23 protein-coding genes are annotated in these 23,506 nt (G+C 61.5%); 4 read left to right on the top strand and 19 right to left on the bottom strand.

Annotation, left to right across the window (positions count from 1 at the left end; genetic code table 11):
- Positions 1-16: 16 nt before the first annotated feature.
- From sdaAB to M516_RS0116335, 4 genes are all read right to left on the bottom strand, one after another.
- Positions 17-682, bottom strand: coding sequence for an L-serine ammonia-lyase, iron-sulfur-dependent subunit beta (gene sdaAB, locus M516_RS0116350; protein WP_029100075.1), 666 nt, complete (start codon positions 680-682; stop codon positions 17-19).
- Between the two features lie 130 nt (positions 683-812).
- On the bottom strand, positions 813-1,667 hold the full coding sequence (locus M516_RS0116345) for a DegV family protein (RefSeq protein ID WP_029100074.1): 855 nt from the start codon (positions 1,665-1,667) through the stop codon (positions 813-815).
- A gap of 36 nt (positions 1,668-1,703) precedes the next feature.
- Positions 1,704-3,398, bottom strand: coding sequence for a DAK2 domain-containing protein (locus tag M516_RS0116340; protein WP_029100073.1), 1,695 nt, complete (start codon positions 3,396-3,398; stop codon positions 1,704-1,706).
- 13 nt (positions 3,399-3,411) lie between these two features.
- Positions 3,412-3,777, bottom strand: a complete 366-nt coding sequence (locus M516_RS0116335) for an Asp23/Gls24 family envelope stress response protein (RefSeq protein ID WP_029100072.1) — start codon at positions 3,775-3,777, stop codon at positions 3,412-3,414.
- A 250-nt stretch (positions 3,778-4,027) separates the two neighbouring features.
- On the opposite strand from M516_RS0116335, the gene rpmB reads away from it, so the two are divergent.
- Complete coding sequence (gene rpmB / locus M516_RS24895; protein WP_081656570.1) at positions 4,028-4,216, top strand: 50S ribosomal protein L28; 189 nt, start codon at positions 4,028-4,030, stop codon at positions 4,214-4,216.
- Between the two features lie 250 nt (positions 4,217-4,466).
- On the opposite strand, the gene spoVM is transcribed toward rpmB, so the two are convergent.
- The 5 genes from spoVM to M516_RS0116305 form a co-directional block, all read right to left on the bottom strand.
- Positions 4,467-4,550, bottom strand: a complete 84-nt coding sequence (gene spoVM / locus M516_RS23670; protein WP_035286689.1) for a stage V sporulation protein SpoVM — start codon at positions 4,548-4,550, stop codon at positions 4,467-4,469.
- Positions 4,551-4,996: 446 nt separating this feature from the next.
- Positions 4,997-5,563 carry an energy-coupled thiamine transporter ThiT gene (thiT, locus tag M516_RS0116320; protein WP_029100070.1) on the bottom strand — a complete coding sequence of 189 codons (567 nt, stop codon included), beginning with the start codon at positions 5,561-5,563 and terminating at the stop codon, positions 4,997-4,999.
- A 236-nt stretch (positions 5,564-5,799) separates the two neighbouring features.
- Positions 5,800-6,522: an amino acid ABC transporter ATP-binding protein gene (locus M516_RS0116315; RefSeq protein WP_029100069.1), complete on the bottom strand. Its 723-nt coding sequence runs from the start codon at positions 6,520-6,522 to the stop codon at positions 5,800-5,802.
- Positions 6,515-7,171 (bottom strand): amino acid ABC transporter permease, encoded by a 657-nt coding sequence (locus M516_RS0116310; protein ID WP_029100068.1) that lies wholly within the window; start codon positions 7,169-7,171, stop codon positions 6,515-6,517. The genes M516_RS0116315 and M516_RS0116310 overlap by 8 nt, the downstream gene beginning before the upstream one ends.
- 30 nt (positions 7,172-7,201) lie before the next feature.
- Positions 7,202-8,020 (bottom strand): transporter substrate-binding domain-containing protein, encoded by an 819-nt coding sequence (locus M516_RS0116305; protein WP_029100067.1) that lies wholly within the window; start codon positions 8,018-8,020, stop codon positions 7,202-7,204.
- Positions 8,021-8,328: 308 nt separating this feature from the next.
- Here M516_RS0116305 and M516_RS0116300 point away from each other — a divergent pair, with 308 nt between their 5' ends.
- The 3 genes from M516_RS0116300 to M516_RS0116290 all read left to right on the top strand — a co-directional run bounded on the left by M516_RS0116300 (position 8,329) and on the right by M516_RS0116290 (position 11,417).
- Complete coding sequence (locus M516_RS0116300) at positions 8,329-9,459, top strand: M20 family metallopeptidase (RefSeq protein ID WP_029100066.1); 1,131 nt, start codon at positions 8,329-8,331, stop codon at positions 9,457-9,459.
- A gap of 38 nt (positions 9,460-9,497) precedes the next feature.
- Complete coding sequence (locus tag M516_RS0116295; RefSeq protein ID WP_029100065.1) at positions 9,498-9,932, top strand: RDD family protein; 435 nt, start codon at positions 9,498-9,500, stop codon at positions 9,930-9,932.
- A gap of 126 nt (positions 9,933-10,058) precedes the next feature.
- Entirely contained in the window at positions 10,059-11,417 is a 1,359-nt protein-coding gene (locus M516_RS0116290; RefSeq protein ID WP_029100064.1) for a TrkH family potassium uptake protein, read from the top strand.
- A gap of 56 nt (positions 11,418-11,473) precedes the next feature.
- Here the strand turns inward: M516_RS0116290 and rpe are convergent, their stop codons facing one another.
- From rpe to coaBC, 10 genes are all read right to left on the bottom strand, one after another.
- A complete protein-coding gene (rpe, locus tag M516_RS0116285; RefSeq protein WP_029100063.1) occupies positions 11,474-12,121 on the bottom strand; it encodes a ribulose-phosphate 3-epimerase in 648 nt (215 codons plus the stop codon).
- Positions 12,115-13,005 (bottom strand): ribosome small subunit-dependent GTPase A, encoded by an 891-nt coding sequence (rsgA, locus tag M516_RS0116280; RefSeq protein WP_029100062.1) that lies wholly within the window; start codon positions 13,003-13,005, stop codon positions 12,115-12,117. The genes rpe and rsgA overlap by 7 nt, the downstream gene beginning before the upstream one ends.
- Before the next feature lie 18 nt (positions 13,006-13,023).
- Positions 13,024-14,997, bottom strand: a complete 1,974-nt coding sequence (gene pknB, locus M516_RS0116275) for a Stk1 family PASTA domain-containing Ser/Thr kinase (RefSeq protein ID WP_029100061.1) — start codon at positions 14,995-14,997, stop codon at positions 13,024-13,026.
- Positions 14,998-15,002: 5 nt separating this feature from the next.
- Positions 15,003-15,764 carry a Stp1/IreP family PP2C-type Ser/Thr phosphatase gene (locus M516_RS0116270; protein WP_029100060.1) on the bottom strand — a complete coding sequence of 254 codons (762 nt, stop codon included), beginning with the start codon at positions 15,762-15,764 and terminating at the stop codon, positions 15,003-15,005.
- Between the two features lie 4 nt (positions 15,765-15,768).
- Positions 15,769-16,839 (bottom strand): dual-specificity RNA methyltransferase RlmN, encoded by a 1,071-nt coding sequence (gene rlmN / locus M516_RS0116265; RefSeq protein ID WP_029100059.1) that lies wholly within the window; start codon positions 16,837-16,839, stop codon positions 15,769-15,771.
- A 199-nt stretch (positions 16,840-17,038) separates the two neighbouring features.
- Entirely contained in the window at positions 17,039-18,385 is a 1,347-nt protein-coding gene (gene rsmB / locus M516_RS0116260) for a 16S rRNA (cytosine(967)-C(5))-methyltransferase RsmB (RefSeq protein WP_029100058.1), read from the bottom strand.
- Between the two features lie 3 nt (positions 18,386-18,388).
- Positions 18,389-19,339 carry a methionyl-tRNA formyltransferase gene (fmt, locus tag M516_RS0116255; RefSeq protein WP_029100057.1) on the bottom strand — a complete coding sequence of 317 codons (951 nt, stop codon included), beginning with the start codon at positions 19,337-19,339 and terminating at the stop codon, positions 18,389-18,391.
- 6 nt (positions 19,340-19,345) lie between these two features.
- The gene (gene def / locus M516_RS0116250) at positions 19,346-19,822 is read right to left on the bottom strand and encodes a peptide deformylase (protein WP_029100056.1); all 477 of its coding nucleotides are present in this window, start codon (positions 19,820-19,822) and stop codon (positions 19,346-19,348) included.
- Positions 19,823-19,837: 15 nt separating this feature from the next.
- Positions 19,838-22,273: a primosomal protein N' gene (gene priA / locus M516_RS0116245; protein WP_029100055.1), complete on the bottom strand. Its 2,436-nt coding sequence runs from the start codon at positions 22,271-22,273 to the stop codon at positions 19,838-19,840.
- Entirely contained in the window at positions 22,270-23,505 is a 1,236-nt protein-coding gene (coaBC, locus tag M516_RS0116240; protein WP_029100054.1) for a bifunctional phosphopantothenoylcysteine decarboxylase/phosphopantothenate--cysteine ligase CoaBC, read from the bottom strand. The genes priA and coaBC overlap by 4 nt, the downstream gene beginning before the upstream one ends.
- Between the last annotated feature and the right edge of the window lies 1 nt (position 23,506).

Below are 23,506 nucleotides of genomic sequence, written 5' to 3'. Positions count from 1 at the left end.
TCCTCTTCATCCCGCTTCAGCCAAGCGAAAGCAGGGAGACGTCAAAGATGTGGGGAATCTGCCTGATCTCGTCCAGCACCTGCGGCGATACCACCGCGTCGGTCTCGATCGCCATCAGGGCCCGCGAACCGCGGTCGTGCCGGGAGACTTCCATGTGGCCCACGTTGATGCGGTGCTGCGTCAGCACCTTGGCCACGCCGGCAATCATGCCGAAACGATCCTCGTGAAGCACCATCAAGGTCGGGGTGTCAAAGCCAAGCTGAAAGGAAAAGCCATTGATCTCCGAGACTTCGATTTTACCGCCGCCGATGGAAATGCCGACTACTTCGATCACCTGATCGTCGTCGGCCAGCCGGATGCGGGAGGTGTTGGGATGGCCGGTCAGCTCGTCAGACGTTTTCACCTGTACGTCGACGCCCAGGTCTTTGGCAATCCTGAGCGAATCCTTCAGGCGCAGGTCGGACGTCTCGAAGTCGAGAATGCCGGCCACCGTCGCCACGTCCGATCCGTGTCCCTTGTACGTCTTGGCAAACGAGCCGTAAAAGGTGATCTCCGCCCGCTTCGGCTGACGGCCGAACAGCTTCCGGGCCACGCGGCCGATGCGGGCCGCGCCGGCTGTATGGGAACTGGACGGTCCGACCATGATCGGACCGATAATGTCAAACACGCTTTTGTATTTCACCCGGTTCTCCTCCTGAATGGCAAGGGGTTCATCAGCAAGATTCACTCTCATTGTATCGTACCACTTTCGAAAGCGCTACATGAAGGGAAAGTGAAAAACCTCCCTGAACTGCTCAGGGAGGCTGTCGCCTTTACGCTTTTATCATCATGACGGCTAATAGACCCGGTCCCGCGTGGGTGCCGACGATTGGGCCAATTTGCTGCAGGTAGGCATCGGCCACGTTGAACTCCTGCTTGATCCGCGCCAACTGCTCCGCCGCTTCGTCGGGGATCGCGCTGTGCAGCACGGCCACCTTGACCGGATCGTCGCCGGCGTACTCCTTCAGCGTCTCCATGACGCGCGCCAGCGCCTTTTTCGTCCCCCGCACCTTGTCGTACGGAGCGACGTACCCGGCCGGGTCCAGCGTGAGGATCGGCTTGATGTTCAACAGCGAGCCGATCAGCGCCGACGCCTTGCCGATCCGGCCGCCTTTTTGCAGGTATTCCAGCGTGTCGACGATGAAGTAGACCCGGACCTCATCCAAAAAGTGGTCGATCATGTCCAGGATCTGCTGCTTGGACTTCCCTTCCCGGGCCGCCCGGGCCGCCTCCACGCAGATCATGCCGTAGACGAACGACGCCTTGCGGGAGTCGATCACCGTGATGTCCGCCTGTTCCTCCAGCATCGACCGGGCAATCAGCGCGGACTGGTACGTGCCGGACATCGCTCCGGACAGCATGATGGCAATAATCTGAACGTCTTTGCCGTGCGTGTCGATGATCGCCTTGTACGCCTCCACAAAATCGAGCGGCGACGGCTGCGACGTGGTCGGCAGCGTCTCGGACTGCTTCAGCTTTTCGTAAAAAGCGGAAGCGGTAATGGTGACCCCGTCCGCGTAGGTCTCCTCGCCAAACATCACCTTGAGCGGCACGGACACGATACCGAGAGACTCGCGCAGCGATTGATCGATGTCCGATGCGCTGTCGGTCAAAATCACGATAGACATTTCGCGCAAAACTCCTCTCACAGCACACGGCTGCGGTTATTCCACGGAGAAGATGAACGGGTAGAGCGGCTGGCCGCCGACGAGGATTTCCACTTCCACGTCCGGATGCGCTTCAGCCAGCGCCTGCTGCAGTTCTTCGGCCTGCTCCTCCCCGGCCCCTTCGCCCAGAAAAACGGTCACGATACCCGTCTCTTCGTCGACGAGACGGTCCAAAAGCGCCTTGGCGCTCTCCAGCAGATCGGTGCCGGCGGTGACGATTTCCTTTTCGGCAATGCCGATAAAATCGCCTTCCTTGATCTCCACATCCCCCATCCGGGTGTCGCGGACGGCGCGGGTGACCAAGCCGGTCTTGACCTGGCCGATGGCGGCGGTCATCGCCTGGGTGTTGGTTTCCAGGTCCGCTCCCGCGTTGAACGCCACCAGTGCGGCCATCCCTTGGGGAATGCTCTTGCTCGGAATCACGGCCACCGGCTTATCCGCCAGCGCGGCAGCCTGCTGGGCGGCCATGACGATATTGCTGTTGTTCGGCAGGATGATCACCTGCTTGGCGTGCAGTCCCTCCACCGCCTTGACGAAGTCTTCCGTGCTGGGGTTCATCGTCTGGCCGCCTTCCACCACGACGTGGACGCCCATGCTGCGGTAAATCTCGGCGATGCCGTCTCCGGCGGCGACGGCGACCAGGCCGTAGGGAAGCGGCTCCGCCGGTTGGGCTTTCGCTTCACTCACCTTTTTCTCCTCTTCACGGAGGATGTTGGCGTGCTGCTCCCGCATGTTTTCGATCTTGATCCGATGCAGGCTGCCAAACTGCTGGGCGTACTGCAGCACGCTGCCCGGGTGTTCGGCGTGTATATGTACCTTGACGATTTCGTCGTCGGAGATGACCAGCAGGGAATCGCCCATCTGGTCCAGTTGATGGCGGAAGACCGTTTCCGAAAACGGCTTTTTGTTCGGTTCCGTGCTGTTGACCAGCCGGATCATGAACTCCGTGCAGTAGCCGAACGTGATGTCCTCCGTTTTCAGGTGCACCTGCGCGCTGTGCTGCTCGTGCACCAGTTCGTCCAGATTGACCTGTGCAGCGGATCGTTTGGACTCTGCCTCACGCTCTTCCGCCGTCTCGCCGCGCAGGGCGCGGAGAAAGCCCTCGTAGACGAACAGCAGCCCTTGGCCGCCCGAGTCGACGACCCCCACTTCCTTTAGCACCGGCAGCATGTCCGGTGTGCGCAGCAGCGCAGCCTGCGCCTGTTCGTAGGTTTTTTCCATGACCAGCAATACGTCGTCTGTGGCGCGCGCCGTGCGAACGGCCATCTCCGCCGCCTCGCGGGCAACGGTCAAAATGGTGCCTTCCACCGGCTTCATGACTGCCTGATAGGCGGAATCCACCCCGGCCTTCAACGCCTCGGCGAACTGGCGGGCGCTGATCACGTCTTTTCCGCTGACCGCTTTGCTGAAGCCGCGGAACAACTGGGACAGAATGACCCCGGAGTTCCCCCGAGCGCCCATCAGAAGCCCCCTCGCCAGCGCGGCGGCCGCCTCTCCGATCGACGCCGATTCCCTGCGCGACAGCTCCTCCACTCCTGACGTGAGCGTCAAATTCATGTTTGTCCCCGTATCGCCGTCCGGCACCGGAAAGACGTTTAATCCATCCACCACTTTGGCGTTGCTTGACAGCAGCCTGGCCCCCAGATGAACCATCCGGCTAAACAGCACGCCATCGAGACGCGTATGTACCAACTGATGTTCCTCCTTACGAATCCCTGTCTGTACGGACTCCCTGTACATAGATATTAACCGCAGCCAGATCGACGCCAACCAACTGTTCCAGCGTGTACCGGACGCGCCGCTGCACGTTCCCGGCCACCTCGGAAATCTTCACGCCGTAGCTGACGATGATATGCATGTCCAGTACCACTTCACCGTTCTGGTTGTGGACGACGACGCCTTTACTCAGATTGTCCCGCCCCAACAGTTCGGCAATTCCATCTTTCAGCGCCTTCCGGGAAGCCATGCCGACGAGGCCGAACACTTCCATGGCGGCGCCCCCGGCAATCCGCGCAATTACTTCTTCTGCAACGTCAATTTTACCCAGAGGTGTGCTCATTTCCACTGTCATGCAAGGACTCCTCCTTTTTCAACGGCGTCGCCGTTCTAGTCAGGCACGTATATACCATGCTTCTCCCAATTCTACACCATGAAAAGCGAGAAATGAAGCGTTTTGTCGAACGCGGCGGGGGAAAGCGGAAGCCGGGCTTTTCCTCATGTCAAGTATTGCAATTGACAGGGGGGTGTGCTACTATAAGCAAGTGTTTGTATTTCTCACACCGGGTATCCCGTTTATATGCAGCTAAGGGAGGTGGATCGCAATGGCACGTCGCTGCTTTGTAACTGGCAAGTCTGGCAAAGCTGGAAACGCTCGCTCCCACTCCATGCGCGCTACTCGCCGCAAATGGGGTGTTAACGTTCAAAAAGTGCGCATTCTCGTAGATGGAAAACCGAAGCGCGTTTACGTCAGCACCCGAGCGCTGAAATCCGGTCTCGTAACCCGCGTGTAACGCGATACGGGACAACGCGAAAAAAAGCACCCGCGAGGTGCTTTTTTGCTTTTTCCCTGCTGTTTTTCCTTCCCCTGAACACGGGGCGCTGCCTGCTCGCGCGTCGATCGCCCTGCATGAAACGTCCCGGAAACGACTGGCGCACCGCCGCGCGCAACCGCTTCCGGTCTCCCCTGCATAAGAACAGCTTCCCCGGGAAGACCGGCTTCTTCCGAGGGCGCCGTCAGATGTGTGCACAGCGATGCCGCTGTCACTTTTTCCGGTTGAACGCCTCAATGACGGCGCGAATCATGCCACCCAGGAACTTCGGCAACTTGATGGTGTAGAACCGCATGCGTACCCCTCCTTACCGAAATTACTTCACGTGATACAGATACCAGCCAGCCCCCACGAGGCCCAATCCCAACAGGCTATACCAAACCCACGGAGGTGCCGTGTACAGGAAAATGGTGATCCCTCCGACAGCCAACGCAACCCCGAGAACACGTCGCAAGGCGCCCCCCTGTCGCAGGCGAAAGGAGCGCAATCCCATTTACTGCCGCACCTCCTTCAGGCGTACTGTTCAAACGTGCATATTACATCATATTCCGCCGTGGGGCAAACATGTGTCTCCCGGTGTCGAAATGAAAAAAATTCAGGCAACTCGTTGCTGCCTGAATACCATATGCGGATAGCTCCGCCGATATGACCCTTTTTTCGCCCGTGTACGAAAATGGGCGCGGCACGCCGCCTCGTTCCCGCCGAGACGGCAGCCGAACCCGTCTGTCTCCTGGCGCTCCCTTACGCCATCCGCCTCCGTTCCCCCGCCGGAAACAGCAGGTGCGGCGCGCTGGTCAGCACCACCGTCAGCACGATGCCGGCAATGATCATCTCCGGCAGCAGATAGGTGATGTTGTAGAGGAACGAGTAGAGCGCGACCGGCGTCCCCTCCGGTGCGTATTGGCCGAACCAGACGATGCCGGAGATGAAGTGGCAGACAAACCGTCCGATCACGCCGACAAACAGGGCGCTCCACAGCGCCGTAATCCGCCTCGTCGCCCCCTGCAGACCGGACAGCGGGATCACGCCGGACAGTCCCAGGGCGGCAAACGCCAGCGGGTAGTCGAGCAGCACCTGAACGGGAGCAACGATCGTGCCCCCCAGCAGCGTTTGCAGCAGCCCGACGATCAAGCCGGTCACCACGCCCGGCAGAATCCCGCGCCGCACCGCGATGAGGGCGATCGGCACCATCACCAGGGAAACGGACCCTCCCTGCGGCATTTCCAACACCTTGATTTCGCTGAACACAACCGCAAGTGCTGCCATCATCGCCATTTCCAGCAAGACGAGCAGTCGTTGTCGAGCCATGCGCGTTCACTCCTTTTTACCCGAAGTACCAATGGAAAAAGACGGAAGCCAAAGAGCGGCTGCTGCTAATTCTAACGGAAGCTGTCCGGTCTGTCAAAATCGCAAGCAGAGAAAAAGCCGCGGAGCGCTTCTGGCCCCGCGGCTTCGTCCCTTGCGTCATGGTGTGCCCCGCTGTGTTTGCCCTCAAGCGGCGGCATCGTCTTGAACACGGTTTTGTCCGGGACAGCGTCTTGTCCTCACAGCATTTTTTCCAGGAACTGTTTGGCCCGCTCGCTGCGCGGACTGGTGAAAAATTCCGCCGGCGGCGCCTCTTCCACCAGCCGTCCCCCGTCGAGGAAGCAGATGCGGTCGGCCACTTCCCGGGCAAAGTTCATCTCGTGCGTGACGATCGCCATCGTCATGCCGGAATCGGCCAGCCCTTTCATAACCTCCAGCACCTCTTTGACCATCTCCGGGTCGAGCGCCGAGGTGGGCTCGTCAAACAGCATGATCTCCGGCTCCATCGCCAGCGACCGGGCGATGGCGACGCGCTGCTTCTGCCCGCCGGACAGCCGCGCCGGAAAGACGTCCGCCTTGTCGGAGAGGCCGACGCGGGCCAGCAGGTCCCGGGCCTTGGCTTCGGCCGCCTCCTTGGACACGCCCTTCACCTTGACCGGCGCGTAGGTCAGGTTGTCCAGCACGGTCATGTGCGGGAAGAGGTAAAAGTGCTGAAACACCATGCCGATTTTTTGCCGGATCTTCATCACGTCCGCCTTGGGGGCGGTTATCTCGTCCCCGTCGATGAAGATGCTGCCCTTCGTCGGGGTCTCCAGCAGGTTGATGCAGCGCAGCAGCGTCGATTTCCCCGAACCGGACGGACCGATGATCGCCACCACGTCGCCGCGGCCGATCTCGGTGGAGATGTCGTGCAGGACGTCGAGCGACCCGAACGACTTGCTTACGTTTTGAATCTTAATCACTGCGTCTGAGCCTCCTCTCCAGACCGTGCGCCAGCCAGGTGAGCAGCATGACCATTACGTAGTACAGCGCGCCGGCAATCAGGTACGGCTCGAAGTAGCGGAAGATCGTTCCCTTCACGATGTTGGCGTTCTGCATGATGTCGGCCAGCCCGATCGTGGAGACCAGCGCCGATTCCTTCAACAGCGCGATCGTTTCGTTCACCAGGGCGGGCAGGATGTTTTTCAGCGCCTGCGGCAGAATGATGTCGATCATCATCTGCCGGTACGGAACGCCAAGCGCCTTGGCCGCCTCCCACTGCCCCTTGTCGACAGCCAGAATCCCTGCGCGGATCGTCTCCGAAATGTACGCGCCGGAGTTGAGCGTAAAGGTGAGCACGGCCGCCTCGAATTTGGAAATGTTATAGCCGAATATCTGCGGTGTCGCAAAATAGATGAACGTCAACTGCAAAATCAGCGGCGTGCCGCGAAACACCGAGGTGTAGGCGACCGCCAGCCATTTCAGTATGCGAATGTTGGAAATCTTGATCAGCGCCAGAATCGAGCCCCAGATAAACCCCAGCACGACCGAGAGGAGCGTTACCTGTAATGTGACCTTTATCCCGTTCAAGATAAACGGGATATAGGGCACAATTTGTGCAAAATCAAACATGCCCGTTTTCTACTCCTTGTCAGGGCCCGGTTATTGGCCGAACCACTTCTTGATCAGCTTGTCCATCTCGCCGTTTTCCTGCATCTGTTTGAGCACCTTGTTGAAATCCTCCACGTACGGAGAACCTTTCGGGAAAGCGACGGCGGAACCGTTCTTTTCGGCTTCTGGCATCGTGGTGAACTGGAGTCCCGGATTGGCGTCGATGTACCCCTTGGCCACGGTGTCCTCCAGGATCGCGGCGTCGACGCGTCCGGTTTTTACCTCTTCGATGATTTCGCCCGTCTTGTTCAGCGAGACGATTTCCAGCCCCTGGATCGTCTTGGCCAGTTCCTTGGCCGCTTCTTCCTGAATGGAGCCGGTCTGCACGGCCACTTTTTTGCCGGCCAACTGCTCCGGCTTGGTGAGCTTGCTCTCCTTCTTGGCGACAATCGAGTTCTTGGCGTCGTAGTAGATGACGGAAAAGTCCACGTTTTTCTGCCGTTCCGGCGTCGGCGACATGCCCGCCATGACGAAGTCGGCGCGCTTGCTTTGCAGCGCGGGGATCAACCCGTCAAAGTTCATGTCGACCACCTGCACCTCGAAGCCCAGTTCTTTGCCGATGTGCTTGGCGATGTCGATGTCAAAACCGACGATCTCGTCCTGGCCGCTGGACAGGTCGTGGAATTCATACGGCTTGTAGTCGGCCGACGTGGCCATGATCAGCGTTTTCTTTCCGCCGGAGGAAGCTTGTCCAGCCGGCTGTTCCCCTGCGGGCTGCGCGCCAGGCTGGCTGCCGGTGCCGCATCCCGCCAGTACCGCTACCGCCAGCAGCGTGGAGACGGCGAGCGAAAACAAGGACGTCTTTTTCATCGGAATACCCCCTAGACATGATGTGAGTAAAGTACCTTCGCTTGCCATGAATCGTTGGCTGCGGAAGTGCAAGCTGCCGGCTGCTTCTCCGACAACTTATATTTATTCATCATAATGCTTATTTTAATCATAACCGAAACAATTTCAACTAAATTTTATTTATCATGCAGCAGCAGGCGGTGTGTTTCGGTTTTCCGCCGCGTCCGGACGTCCCCTCTGCTTTTTTTCGGAAACGCGGCCGCCCGCTCTGGCAGTATTCTTCCAGACGATGTATCATGCAGGTGGAAACCGTTAGGAGGAGGGCGTGTATGAACAGGAATTGGACTGAATATTTTCGCCGGCTGCTGCCGGATGTGCTGGAAGAACTGCGCACCTACGTGGAAATGGAGACACCCACGCACGACAAGGCGGCGGTCGACAGACTCGGGGCGTACATCACGGCCCGTTTTCGCGAACTGGGCTGCCGCGTGGAGGCGATTCCGCAGCGCGAATACGGCAGCCAACTGCGTGTGGAATACGGAAGCGGCCAAGAGCAGGTGCTCGTGCTCGGCCATTTTGACACGGTCAAGGAGATCGGCACACTCAGCCGGGAGCCGTGGCGCATCGAGGATGGCAAAGCGTGGGGACCCGGCACGTACGACATGAAGGCGGGCATCGTGTTCGGCTATTTTGCCCTGCGCGCGATCATTGAAGAAAACCTGCCGCTTACAAGCAAGCTGGTCTTTTTCTGGAACACGGATGAAGAGGTCGGCAGCCCGTCATCGGAGGCGCTGATCAAAGAAGAAGCGAAGCGGAGCAAATGCGTGCTGGTGCTGGAGCCTGCGGCGGGAGACGGGTCGTTGAAAACCAGCCGCAAAGGCGGCGGCAATTTCGTGTTGAAGGTAAAAGGACGGGCTGCCCACGCCGGCAACGACCACGCCAAAGGCGTCAACGCCATCGCCGAGCTGGCCCATCACGTCCTCGCCGTCCAGTCCTGGACCGATTACGCCGCGGGCACCACGCTCTCCGTCGGCACGATCAAGGGGGGCACCGCCTCCAATGTCGTACCGGACAGCGCGGAAGCCGTGGTAGACGTGCGCGTGAGCACGTCGGCCGAAGCGGAACGGATCAGCCGGCTGATGCGCTCGCTCTCCCCCGTCCTGCCCGGCGCCGAGCTGGTGGTGGAGGGGAGCATCAGCAAACTGCCGATGGAACGGACCGGCGAGACGGAACGCCTCTTTCTTCACGCCCGCTCGCTGGCTGCCCTGGAGGGACTGGACTTGACCGAGACCGGCGTCGGCGGCACCAGCGACGGCAATGTTGCGGCAGCTGTCGGCACGCCCACACTGGACGGACTGGGACCTGTCGGCGACGGGGCCCACGCTCCCCACGAACACGTCGTGATTGACGCCATTCCGCAGCGGATCGCGCTGCTGCTACGCTTGTTCACCACCTTGTAATATTTTCATGATTCTGCATATAATGGAAAGATGATCACATGGAAACGGTCAAACCGCTGCCGAGCAACCCGGTCGGCTATTGGGCCCGACTGGGAGCCAACCTTTTGGACGGACTCATTTTCGGATTGCCTTTGCTTTTGATCAGCTACTGGATTACGGGAAATTGGTCAGGCAATCTTGTTACCAACCTGCTTTCCATACTCTACTCGCTTTTGCTCCCGGTCCTCTGGTACGGCTGCACGATCGGCAAGAGGATTGTGGGCGTGCGCATCGTCAAGGTAAACGGCGAACCCGTCGGCATCGGCACGATGCTGCTGCGCCTGGTCGTCGGGATGTGGATCGTCTACGGCCTGACGTTCGGGATCGCGGCGATCATCAGCGTAATCATGGTCGTCGTCCGCGACGACAAGCGGGCGATCCACGACCTGATTGCCGGCACCTACGTGACCTCCAACCAACCGTCAGCCTTGTAGAAAACAAAACAACGCACGGCAGGGCCGGGACGGCATCTTCGCTGTCCCGGCCCTCTTTTGGGCATTGCGAACCGCCCTCCCATTCGATATGATAGTCCGTATGATGTTTTACGGGAGGCAGTTGCTTTGGCTTTGACCGACAAACGACGTCGTTTCAGTTCCGTACAAATTATTGTGCTCTTTTACCTGAGTGCCGTGCTGATTTCCACCCTGCTTTTGATGCTGCCGTTCTTTCACCAGCCCGGCGCCCGGCTTACGTTTATCGACGCGCTGTTTACCGCGTCAAGCGCCATCAGCGTGACGGGTCTGACCGTGATCGCGATTCACGAGGTGTTCAATCACTGGGGGATTCTCCTGCTCACCCTGCTCTTTCAGATCGGCGGCATCGGCATCATGACGCTGGGAACATTTTTCTGGCTGGTTCTGCGGCAGCGAATCGGGCTGGAACAGCGCAAATGGATCGCCACCGACCACAACCGCCCCACGCTTGCCGGTCTCGTCTCCCTGATGCGCAGCATTCTCCTGCTCGCCATCTTCATCGAGCTGGCGGGAACGGTCATGCTGGGAAGTTACTTCTTGTCGGCAGGGTACCACGACGATTGGTACACGGCCTATTTTCACGGTTTTTTCGCGTCGGTCAGCGCCTTCACCAACGCCGGGTTTGACATCTACGGAAGCTCGCTGGTCGGCTTTTCCCACGACTACGTGTTCCAACTCATCAACATGGTCTTGATGGTCTTGGGGGCCATCGGCTTTCCCGTGCTGGTCGAGGTGAAGGACTACGTCGCGCACCGGCGGCTCAACCAGCGGTTTACCTTTTCGCTGTTTACCAAAATCACCACGCTGACCTACTTGATCCTGAGCGTGGCGGGCACCCTGTTTTTCCTGCTCTTTGAATGGGACGGGTTCCTTACGGACAAGAGCTGGCACGAATCGCTTTTTTACGCGCTGTTTCAATCGCTCTCCACACGCAGCGCCGGCTTGACGACGATGGATGTCAGCCTGCTGTCCACGCCGACGCTGGTCATGCTGTCCGCGCTGATGTTCATCGGGGCCTCCCCCAACAGCGTGGGGGGCGGTATCCGGACGACCACGTTTTTTGTCATGATCGCCACGGTGGTCTCCTACATGCGCGGCCAGAAAGACGTCAAGGTGTTCGGCCGGGAGCTGGAGGAAGACGACATCATGCGCTCCTTTCTCGTCTTCTTTGTGGCCATCAGCCTGGTCTTCGCCGCGATCGTCCTGCTCGTCTGGATCGAGGGGCTGCCCATCCAGCAGGTCTTCTTTGAGGTGTGCTCGGCGTTCGGGACGACCGGAATGTCCATGGGGATCACATCCGAACTGAGCACGTCCGGCAAGCTGATCCTGATCATCGCGATGGTGATCGGCCGGATCGGGATTGTCAACCTGCTGCTCCTGCTGAAAAAGGACGAGCGGCAGATTCGCTACCACTATCCGAAAGAACGGGTCATCATCGGACAGTAACCACAAACGACAAAAGCCATCCTCACGATGAGGATGGCTTTTTGTTGCAGTTCGGGTCAGCCGCGAATCGCCGCGATGGCCTGCGCGCGGTCGGCCTGGTTGAAGACGGCGCTTCCGGCGACGAGCACCGTAGCCCCCGCTTCCTCGCAGAGGCGGGCCGTCTGCGCATTGACACCGCCGTCAATTTCAATTTCCACGCGGTTCAGTCCGCGCTCGTCCAGCATCCGGCGCAGCTCTTTGATTTTCGGCACGACGCTGTGAATGAACTTCTGGCCGCCAAAACCGGGGTTGACCGTCATCAGCAGCACCATGTCCAGATCCTCCAGCACCGATTCGATCGTCACCAGCGGGGTGGCCGGGTTGAGCACAACCCCCGCCTTTACCCCCTGCTCCTTGATCAGGTACAGCGTGCGGTGCAGATGGCGGCACGCTTCCTGGTGAACCGTGATCCAGTCCGCGCCGCTCTTGGCAAACTGCGGGATGTAGCGGTCCGGCTCTTCGATCATCAGATGCACGTCCAGGGGCAGCTTGGTCACGGGGCGGATCGCCTCCACGATCAGCGGTCCAATCGTGATGTTGGGAACAAAGCGGCCGTCCATCACGTCGACGTGAATCCAGTCGGCTCCGCCCCGCTCGACGTCGCGAATTTCTTCGCCCAGCCGGGCAAAGTCGGCGGACAGGATAGAGGGTGCGATTTTTACCATGGCTTGTTCCTCCGTTGGTATTCTTTCAGTTCCTCGCGAAATTGCTTGTAGTGTTCGTAGCGCTCGGCGTCCAGCTCGCCCGCTTGCAGTGCCGCGAGGACGGCGCAGCCGGGTTCGCTTACGTGCAGACAACCGCGAAACTTGCACGGGACGCCCAGCGCACCGAAGTCGCGGAACGCCTCCGCCAGGTCGAGCTCGTCGATGCCGATAAACTCCAGGGAACTGAAACCGGGGGTGTCCGCCACGTACCCCCCGCCGGGAAGCGGGATCAGCTCCACGTGGCGGGTCGTATGCCGGCCGCGCCCCAGCTTCTGGCTGACGTCGCCGGTCTGCAGGCTGATGCCGGGAAACAAGGCGTTGATCAGCGAGGACTTGCCTACGCCCGACTGGCCGGCGAAGACGGAGATGGAGTCGCGCAGCGCTTCGCGGAGAGCTTCGACGCCGCGCTTGTCCACCGTGGACGTGGGGATGACGCGGTAGCCGATCTTCTCATATTTGCGCACGACCGCTTCCACGTCATCGTCCGCTGCGAGGTCCGCCTTGGACAGCACGATCACGGAATCAATCCCGGCGTGCTCCGTATGCACGAGAAACTTGTCCAGCAAAAACGGACTGAACGCCGGCTCCACCATGGAAAAGACGAGCACGGCCTGATCGACGTTGGCGATGGGCGGGCGAACCAGCTCGCTCGTCCGTTCGCCCACCTCCATCACGTACCCCTCGCCGTCGCTGATGACTTCGTACACCACCCAGTCGCCGACGAGCGGATTCACTTTCGCCCCTTTTTTCTTGAACAGTCCCCGGGCCCGGCACTGGTAGACTCGATCCCCGTCGGCCACGTAGTAGAATCCGCTTAATGCTTTCACGATCCGTCCTTCTGGCATCCATGTCCCCCCAACTGCTTATGGCACACTGTCGTAGGTGATGGTGATTTTCTGATAATCCGGCACCCCGTTGCGGTACACACGGATCACGGCGTTTTTCTGCGGCGACAACACAACCGGCACGTCGTAATTCTTGCTCTCGGTGATTTTTTCATCGACGACAACCTGATTGTCGCCGCGCGCGTCGCTCACCGTAATCTTGACCGACACTTCTCCCTCGCCGTCCAGCACCTCCATGTAGATCGGCTGGGAGGCGAACCGGGCGTCCGCCGGATATTGGCCGTTGCTTACGATCAGCGGAATCGCCGTTCCCTTGGTCACCCGGGTGCCCGGCTCGTAAGGCGAAGGCATGCCGATGACAATGCCCGGCGTGTCCGTATAGGCCGGTTCCTGCCTGATGTTTTGCTGGTCGACCAGAAGCCCCTTCTTGAACAGCTCGATCTGCGCCTTTTCCAGGGTATAGCCGCGCACGTCCGGAATGGTTACCTGCGGCGGTCCCGTGCTGATCTCCACCCGCACGTCGGTCTGGTTGGGAACGACCTTCTCGTCCGCCGGCGGGAACTGGTCGATCACATGGCCGGCCGGCACCTTCTCGTCCTCTTTTTCCACGAAGGTATTGTCCGTGATGGCAAACCCTTTTTCTTTCAAAGCCTCTTCCGCTTCCTCCCGACTCAGGTTGACGAGGTTGGGCATCTCCACGGCTTCCTGCCCCTTGCTGACATAGATCGTGACGATGCCGTTTTCCTTCAGCCGCATCGGCGGCGCCGGGTCCTGCCGGATCACGATGTCCTTCTCCACGCTGTCGCTCGGCTCGTAAACCACCTGCGGGACCAGTTTGGCTTCGCGGATTCTCTGCTCCGCCAGGGTGCGGTGCGTCCCTTCCACGTGCGGCACCTGCACTTCGGGCACAGACGGGAAGAGGTTTACCACCAGGTTGAACCCGAGAAAGGCCAGAACCATGAACAGCCCGATCGCCCCGACCCACGCCGCCGGTTTGACCCACCATCGGCGCCGCTGCGGGGTTTCTTCCTCCTGCCGCTGCTGCCCGGTCTGCCGCTGCTGCCCGGCCTGCCCCTGACGTCCCTGACCTTCCAGCATCTCCGGCGTGATGGCCGGATACACCTTCGTCTGCTCGTCGTCTTCCGGGAACTGGATCTTCTCCTCGTCAAGCCGCTCCGGCAAGAGGCAGGTCTCCAGGTCCTCCAGCATCTCCCGCGCGGAGGCGTAGCGCAGTTGCGGGTCCTTTACCAGCGCTTTGAGAATGACGTTCTCCACGCTTTGCGGAATGTCCGGATTGACCTGCCGCGGTTCGGGCAGGGGTTCCTGCAAATGCTTCAGCGCGACAGAAATCGGCGAATCGCCGGAAAACGGCAGTTGGCCGGTGACCATTTCGTAGAGCACAATCCCCAATGAGTAAATGTCCGACTTTTCCGCCGTCACGCCACCGCGGGCCTGCTCCGGCGAAAAGTAGTGGACCGAACCGAGCACGGCGTTGGTGTGCGTGATGGTGGTGGACGTCACCGCACGGGCGATGCCGAAATCGGTCACCTTCACCCGTCCGTTTTTCCCGATCAGGATGTTGTGCGGCTTGATGTCGCGGTGGATGATCTGGTTTTGGTGGGCGTGGTCCAGCGCGTCGCAGATTTCCGCAGCAATCCGCACGGCCTCTTCCACCGGAAGCGCTCCGTGGCGGTTGATCAGATCCTTCAGCGTCGAGCCTTCCACGTACTCCATCACCATGTAGTGGGTATCCCCGTCCTGCCCCACGTCGTACACGCCGACCACGTTGGGGTGAGACAAGCTGGCCACCGCCTGCGCCTCCCGCCGGAAACGGGTGACGAAATCTTCGTCCGTTCCGAACTGCGAACGCAGCACTTTGACCGCCACCTGACGGTTCAGGACCAGATCCTTCGCCTTGTACACGATGGCCATTCCGCCCCCGCCGATGCGGGCTTCCAGTTGGTATCGTCCCCCCAGTCGTTGACCTTCCATCTCGCTCACCCCTCTCTTTGCCCGGTGACGGGCTTGGGTCTGTTGCGAACAGCTACCAGTGTGATGTTGTCCTCGCCGCCCGCCTCCAGGGCGTGTTCGACCAGACCGTCCACCTGTGCCTGCAGCGATACGGGACGCTTCAGCCACTCCACCATCACCGAATGATGTACTTTGTTGCTCAACCCGTCAGAGCACAGCAGCACCACGTCGCCCTCCGACCAGTTGAACTGTCCCAGGTCGATGCGCACGTCCGGCTCCGTGCCGAGGGCGCGCATCAACACGTTGCGCTGAGGGTGAACCGAGGCTTCCTCGGCCGTGATTTGGCCGCTTTTCATCAGTTCGTGCACGAGCGAGTGGTCTTCCGTCTTCAACTGCAGACCATCCGCGTTGAAATGATACAGCCGGCTGTCGCCGATGTGCGCCGTCACGCCGCCGGTCTCTCCCAGCAGCGCGGCCACGATCGTCGTCCCCATGCCGCTGCACTCCGGGTGCTCCTGGGCGTACCGGTACACTTCCTCATTGGCCATGAGGAGCGCGTGCATCAGCCGCTCGCGGGCGTCTTCCCCGCTCAGTTCGCTGTCCAGATGACGCAGTTCTTTTACTATTCGCTCAACGGCGAGGCGGCTGGCGATATCGCCAGCCTGGTGGCCGCCCATGCCGTCGGCGACCACGGCCAGAACGCGCCCGTTCAGGTCGGCGATGCAGGCGAAGTAGTCCTCGTTGACCTGACGGACGCGGCCGACATGTGATTTCATCGCAATTTCCATGAGATCACCCCGCGGTTTCCTTTGCGTATTGTGCCCGGAGCTGTCCGCACGCGGCCGCGATGTCGCTGCCGTGCTCGCGGCGGATCGTCACGTTGATCCCTCGCTCCTCCAAAATGCGTTTGAACCGGAAGATTTCGTTGCGCGGGGTACGCACGTAATCGCGCTCCGGCACGTAGTTGACCGGGATCAGGTTGACGTGGCAGAGCATGTCGCCGATCAGGTCGGCCAGTTCTTCCGCGTGCTCGGGCTGGTCGTTTTTCCCTCCGAACAAGCCGTACTCAAAGCTGATGCGGCGGCCCGTCTTGGCGATGTAGTAACGGCAGGCCTCCAGCAGTTTCTCGAGCGGGAAGCCCCGGTTGATCGGCATCAGCTTGGTCCTCAGCTCCGTGTTCGGGGCGTGCAGGGAGATGGCCAGGTTCACCTGGCCTCCCTTGTCCGCAAATTCGTAGATCTTGGGCACGATCCCGCTGGTGGAAACGGTGATGTGGCGGGCCCCGATGTTCAGTCCGCGGTTGTCGTTGATAATCCGCAGGAAGGCGATCAGGTTGTCGAAATTCTCGAACGGCTCGCCAATGCCCATGACGACGACATGGCTGACGCGCTCTCCTTCTTCGTCCAGCTTCCGCTGGGCCATCAGCACCTGGGCGACGATCTCGCCGGCGTCCAGATTGCGCTTCAGACCGCCCAGGGTGGAGGCGCAGAACGTGCAGCCGATGCGGCAGCCCACCTGCGTGGTGACGCAGACGCTGTTGCCGTAGTTGTGCCGCATGATCACCGTCTCGATCGCGTGGCCGTCCGCCAGTTGGAACAGGAACTTGACGGTTCCGTCCTGTGACACCTGGCGCGTAATTTCACGCAGCGGATCGATGCGGAAGGTTTCGTTCAGCTTTTGCCGCAGATCCTTGGACAGGTTGGTCATCTCGTCAAACGAATGGACGCGCTTGACGTACAGCCAGTCAAAAATCTGCTGGGCGCGAAACGCCTTGTCTCCCGCCCCGACGAGCCACTCTTTCAACTCGTCCTGGGTCAGGCTGTAAATGAGCGGTTTTTCGCCCGTATACGATGAAAATGGCATTTGTATGTTCACATCCTCAAGTAGTGGCATAGCGAGAAATCATCATTCTATCATTGTACCTTGCATCGCGCGCCGCATCAAACACGAAATGGCGCGAACCGCGCAATATGCGTCGCTTTTCCTAGTGTAAACCAAACGGCAGGGACGCAAACAACAGCGAAGGAGCGGCCATCCGCTGACGGAGTGCCACCCCTTCACGCTACCCTTTTCGTTTCAGACGGGCGATAAAAAATCCGTCGCTGTCAAAGTGATGCGGCAGCACCTGCACGTATCCCGCGCGGCCGTCCAGACGCTCCCGCGCCGCTGTCGGCAGGTCCTGGGCCAGCGTTTCGTCCAGCGCGAACTCCGGATGCTCGGCCACAAACCAGCGCACCACCGACTGGTTTTCCTCCGGTTCGATGGTGCAGGTGCTGTACACCAGGAGGCCGCCCGGCGCCAGCATCCCCGCCACCCGTTCCAGCAGCCGGTACTGCAGGTCGGCGATCGCCTCCACGTCGGCCGGGGTTTTGTTCCATTTCAGGTCAGGCTTGCGCCGGATCACGCCAAATCCGGAGCACGGCGCGTCCAGGAGAATTCGGTCAAACGCGCCCAGCCCCCTGTCCGGCAGTTCGAGCGCGTCGCTCGTGATCGGCGTAATGATCGAGATGCCAAGCCTGTCGGCGTTCTCCGCAATCAGCTCCCGCTTGTGCGGATGGACGTCGCTCGCCACGATCTCTCCCCGGTTCTGCATCAGCTCCGCCAGATGCGTCGTCTTTCCGCCCGGAGCGGCGCAGGCGTCCAGCACCCGCATGCCCGGCTGGACGGCCAGCGCCGGCGCGACGAGCATGGAGCTTTCGTCCTGCACGGTGAAGTACCCTTCGCGGAACCAGCGGGTCCCCGCCGCATGCCCGCCGGGAAACAGGATGCCGTGCGGGCTGAGCGGCGACGGGGCGGCGTCCGGATACTCCTCCCGCAGCCGTTCCAGCAGTTCGTCCCGCGTCAGTTTCAGCGTATTGACGCGAACGGACGCCCGCGGGGGGCGGTTGTTGCTCGCACAGATGGCCCGCGTCTCCGCTTCGCCGTATGTCTCGACCCAGCGGCGCACCAGCCATTCCGGGTGGGACTCTTCTACCGCCAGTCGGCGCGCAGCGTCTCCCTCCGGCAGGCGCTCCCACACGTCAGGCTGCCGCAGCACGTTGCGCAGCACGCCGTTTACCATCGACGCGATGCCCTGGTGCCCTCTCCGCTTGGCGATCTCCACCGCTTCGTGCACCGCGGCCCGCGCCGGAATCCGGTCCAGGTAGCGAATCTGGTACAGGCTGAGCCGCAGCAGGTTGCGCACCCAAAGCTGCACCTTTTTGCCGCGGACAAAGTGGGCGAGCACCTCGTCCAGCGTCAGCCGCCGCTGAATCGTGCCGTAGACCAGCTCCGTCACCAGTCCGGCGTCGGGAGCGCGCAGCTCCCCGCGCTCCAGGACGTGCTTCAGCTCCAGATTGCTGTACGACTTGTGTTGCTCCACCCTGTTCAGGACGTCCAGGGCGATCTCGCGCGCTCCCTTGTATGCCACGTGTTATTCTCCTACCTTTGTGCCGATTTCAATGCCGCTGCCTGCGCCGCGCAAAAAGTCGCGCGCGCTCATCCGCTTCTTTCCTTCCGGCTGCAGTTCGGTAATCTTCACCGCGCCGCTGCCGCAGGCCACGACCAGCCCGTCCTCTTCCCGGGCGACAATCGTGCCGGGCTCCGCCAACTGACCGTCGTCCGCCTGCATTTCCACCCACCAGAGCTTCCACACCTTGCCGCCATAGGTGGTAAAGGCGACAGGCCAAGGGTTGAGGCCGCGCACCTGGTTGTACACCTGCCGCGCCGTCCGGGTCCAGTCGACCCGCTCATCCGCCCGTTTGAGCGTAGGCGCATACGTCGCGGCCTCGTGATCCTGCGGCTCAGGCACGATCTCTCCGGCCAACAGCTTCGGCACGGTCTCCACCAGCAGCTTGGCGCCGGCAGCCGCCAGCTTGTCAAACAGGGTGCCGGCCGTATCCCGTTCGTCAATCGGCACGACCACGCGGGAGAGCATGTCGCCCGCGTCCAGCGCCTCCACCATGTACATGATCGTCACGCCCGACTCGGTTTCGCCCTCCACAATCGCCTTGTGGATCGGCGCTCCTCCCCGGTACTTGGGCAGGAGCGAGGCGTGCACGTTGATGCAGCCGTAGCGGGGCGCGTCCAGCAAACGCTTCGGCAAAATCTGGCCGTACGCGGCCGTCACGATCAGATCAGGCTCCAGCGCGAGCACCTGTGCCAGCGCCTCGTCCGCCTTGATCTTCTCCGGCTGCAGCACCGGGATGCCGAGGCGCAGCGCCGCTTCCTTCACCGGCGGCGGCGTCAGCACCTGCTTGCGCCCCACAGGCCGGTCAGGCTGCGTCACGGCGGCGACGACCCGGTATCCCTCCGCCGCCAGCGCTTCCAGGCTGGGGACGGCAAAGTCGGGCGTTCCCATAAACAGTATGCGCACGTCTTTCAAAACGGTTTATTCCCCTTCCTCTTCCTTGCTGATCGGATAGACGCGGTCGGCGATGTCGATGAACAGGACGCCGTTGAGATGGTCGATTTCGTGCTGGGCGCAGCGGGACAAGAGGTCGTCCGCTTCCATTTCAAACACGTTGCCGTACCGGTCCTGTCCCCTGAGCTTGATCCATTTGTGACGGCGCACATCGCCGCGCAGACCGGGGATGCTGAGGCAGCCTTCCGGGTAGTCGAACTGCTCCCCTTCGAAGGCGATGATCTCCGGATTGACCACCTCGATCAGGCCGTCCCCGCAGTCCATGACGATGACGCGCTTCGAAACGCCCACCTGGGGCGCGGCCAGGCCGACGCCGTCCGCGTCGTACATGGTCTCCGCCATGTCGTCCAGCAGCTTGTGCAGGTTGGCGTTGAATTTGGTGACCACTGCCGCTTTTTCCCGCAGGATCGGATCAGGGTGTTTGACGATTGTGCGAATAGCCATTGGTTGTAATCCTCCCTAAAGCAGTACGTGCGGATCGACGTCGATCGTCATCAGCACCTTCTGCTGTTTGTTCCCTTCTTCAAAGACGTCCACGGCCTGGGCCAGCAGGTCGGACAGCCGAGGCTCATCCCGATATTTTAACATGATCTGGAACCGAAATCTATCTTTGATCCGCGGAATCGGCGACGCCACCGGTCCCAGCAGGATCGTCGTCTCCGCCAGCCGCGGCCGGAGAAAATCGGCCACGGTATGAGCCGCCCGGATGACGACGGGCACCTCTTCATGCGAAAAGGTGAGCAGCACCAGCCGGTAGTACGGCGGATAGCCGGTCCGCCTGCGCTGCATCATCTCCTCGCGGTAAAACGACGGGTAGTCGTGCCGGGTGGCATGGACGATGCTGTAGTGCTCCGGCGTGTAGGTCTGGATGACCACATCCCCTTCCAGTTCGTGCCGCCCGGCCCGTCCGCCCACCTGGGTCAGCAGTTGGAACGTCTTTTCCGCCGCGCGGAAATCGGGCAGGTGCAGCGACGTGTCCGCCGCGATGACGCCGACCAGCGTCACGCGGGGAAAGTCCAGCCCCTTGGCAATCATTTGCGTACCCAGCAGCACGTCCCCCTGCCCGGTGCGAAACTTGTGCAGAAGCTCCTCGTGCGCCCCTTTGCGGGAGGTGGTGTCCACGTCCATGCGGATGACGCGGATGCCCGGGAACAGCCGGGCCAGCTCCGCCTCCACTTTTTGCGTGCCCGTCCCGAAAAAGCGGATGTGCTCGCTCTGACACTCCGGACAGTGGGCGGGCTGCACGATCGTATAGCCGCAGTAGTGGCAGCGGGCGGTGTGGTTGGTCTTGTGGTACGTCAGCGAAATGTCGCAGTGCACGCAGCGGAGCGTGTAGCCGCAGGAGCGGCACATGACAAAAGTGGAAAAGCCGCGCCGGTTCAAAAACAGCACCATCTGCTCCTGTTTGGCCAGCCTGTCGCCGATCATCTCGTACAGCAGGCGGCTGAACATCGACCGGTTCTCCGCGCGCAGTTCTTCCCGCATGTCGACGACGTGGACGCGCGGCAGCGGCCGGCTGCCGACCCGCTCCGGCATCTCCAGGAGCGTGTAGCGGCCGCGGGCAGCCAGCGCGTACGTCTCCAGGGAAGGCGTGGCGCTGCCCATCAGCACCACGGCGCCGTTTTCCCGCGCCCGCCAAAGCGCCACCTCCCGCGCGTGGTAGCGCGGCGTCTCCTCCTGTTTGTAGGAACTCTCGTGCTCCTCGTCGATCACGATCAGCCCGACGTTTTGAAACGGGGCAAAGACGGCCGAGCGCGCCCCCACCACCACTTTTACCTGCCGGCGGATGATTTTGCGCCACTCGTCGTACCGCTCTCCCTGGGAAAGCGCGCTGTGCAGCACGGCCACGTCGGCCCCGAACCGCGCCTTGAACCGTTCCACCATCTGCGGCGTCAAGCTGATCTCGGGAACGAGAAAAATCGCCTCCCGCCCCGCGGCCAGCGTCCGTTCGATCGCTTCCAGGTACACTTCGGTCTTGCCGCTGCCGGTCACCCCGTGCAGCAAAAACGCGCCGTACGCGCCCGCTTCGATCTGATCGCAAATCGGCTTCAGCGCCGCCTCCTGCTGCGGGGTGAAGGACGGCTTTTCACCGCCGGCAAAGCGCTTGTGCGCATACGGGTCGCGGTAGACCTCCACCTGCTCGATCGCGACCCAGCCCCGCTGCTCCAGACTTTTCAACGGGGAGCGGGTGATGCCCAGCTCGTCTCGCAGCGTCTGCACGGAAAACGACTGCCCCTCGTGCGCGGCAAACAGCTCCAGCACCCGCCGCATCTGCTCCGCCCGCGCCGGCAGGGAGCGGATCGCGGAAGCCAGCTCCGCTCCCTCCAGCAGGCAGCGGACAAACGACTGCTGCTTGCGGGTGATCCGGTCCCTCACCTGGTATTCCGTCGCCAACAGACCGCTTGCAATCCACCCCGGCACCAGCATCGCCTCGTCAGGAAAGCGCTTTTCCGCCTCGGCGAGCGGCAGCTGCCGCTTTCGGTACACTTCCCACAGCAGGGCGGACTGTCCGCAGGCCGTCTCATCCAGCAGGTCGGTGGCCGCCAGCCACTTTTCCGATCGGCCCTTCAGCACGGCGGGAATCATCGCCTGCATCGCCGTCACCCACGGACACAAATACTGGCGGGACATCCACTCGCCCAGGCGGATCAGCTCGGCGGTCAGCGGCGGCGTATCGTCCAGCACCTGTTCCACATCCCGAAGCCGTCCGGCCGCGGCCGCCTCCCCCGGCTGATCGGTTACGTCCACCACATACCCCTGCAGCTTCCGGGGGCCAAACGGCACGACCACGCGGCTGCCGACCCGCACCAGCGGACGGAGCCAGGGCGGTATCCGGTAGTCAAACGGGCGGTTGGTGCGGTTGACCGGCACGTCCACCACGATCCGGGCGATCATAACGCGTCAGACAGCGGCCGGTGCGCCATTTTGACCAGGATCGCGTCGAACAGTTTGTCCGCCACGTCCCGCTTGCTCAGCTTTTCCAGCGCCGCCTGCTCCCCTTCCCGCGTCAGCAGCGTGACGATGTTGGTGTCGCTGCCCATGCCCGCGCCTTCCATCAGCACGTCGTTGGCCACGATCATGTCCAGGTTTTTCCGCTCCAGCTTGGCCTTCGCGTGGGCCAGCACGTCCTGCGTCTCGGCCGCAAAGCCGACCACGTACTGGTCCGTCTTCCGCCGGCCCACCTCCTGCAGGATGTCCGGCGCCTTTTCCAGCTCCAGCACCAGCGGGCCGTCTCCTTTTTTCATCTTATGCGCATGGACCGTCTTCGGCCGGTAGTCGGATACCGCCGCCGACTTGATCACGATGTCGGCGTCCGGCAAATACCGCATGACCGCGTCGTACATCTCCTGCACCGATTCCACCGGGACAAACTCGACACCGGCCGGCTTGGGCAGCGACGTCGGCCCGCTGATCAGCACCACGTCCGCCCCTCTGTCCCGCGCCGCTTCCGCGATGGCATATCCCATCTTGCCGGAGGCGTGGTTGGTGATGTAGCGGACCGGGTCGATTTTTTCCCGCGTCGGCCCCGCCGTCACCAGCACCCGTCTGCCGGCGAGGTCGCGGGGGTTCTCCTTCTGTTCGGCAAACAGGCGGATGACCGCTTCGACGATCTCCTCCGGTTCGGCCAACCGCCCTTTGCCGATCCAGCCGCATGCCAGCAAGCCTTCGCCCGGCTCGACGAAGCGACAGCCGTACTCCGCCAGCCGCCGCATGTTGGCCGTCACCGCGGGATGGCCGTACATGTTGACGTTCATCGCCGGAGCCAGCATCACCGGCGCTTTGGTGGCGAGAACGGTCGTCGTCAGCATGTCGTCGGCGATGCCGTTCGCCATTTTGCCGATGACGTTGGCCGTGGCGGGGGCGATCAGCACGAGGTCGGCCCGGTCGGCCAGCTCGATGTGGCTGATCACCGCGGGGTCCGGCTCCTGAAACATGTCGGTGTACACCTGCTGGTGGGAGAGCGCCTGAAAGGTGAGCGGCTGCACAAACTGCATGGCGCTCGCCGTCAGGATGACGTGTACCTGCGCTCCCGCCTGGGTCAGCTTGCTGGTCAGCGCCGCCGCCTTGTACGCGGCGATGCCTCCCGAAACGCCCAGCACGATTCGTTTTCCTTGCAGAGGAAGCATG

Origin of the sequence: Brevibacillus thermoruber 423 (genome assembly GCF_000454065.1) — a bacterium.
Taxonomy (GTDB): domain Bacteria; phylum Bacillota; class Bacilli; order Brevibacillales; family Brevibacillaceae; genus Brevibacillus; species Brevibacillus thermoruber.
Note: the sequence above shows the minus strand (reverse complement) of the source record. Positions and strands in the feature narration are given on the sequence as shown.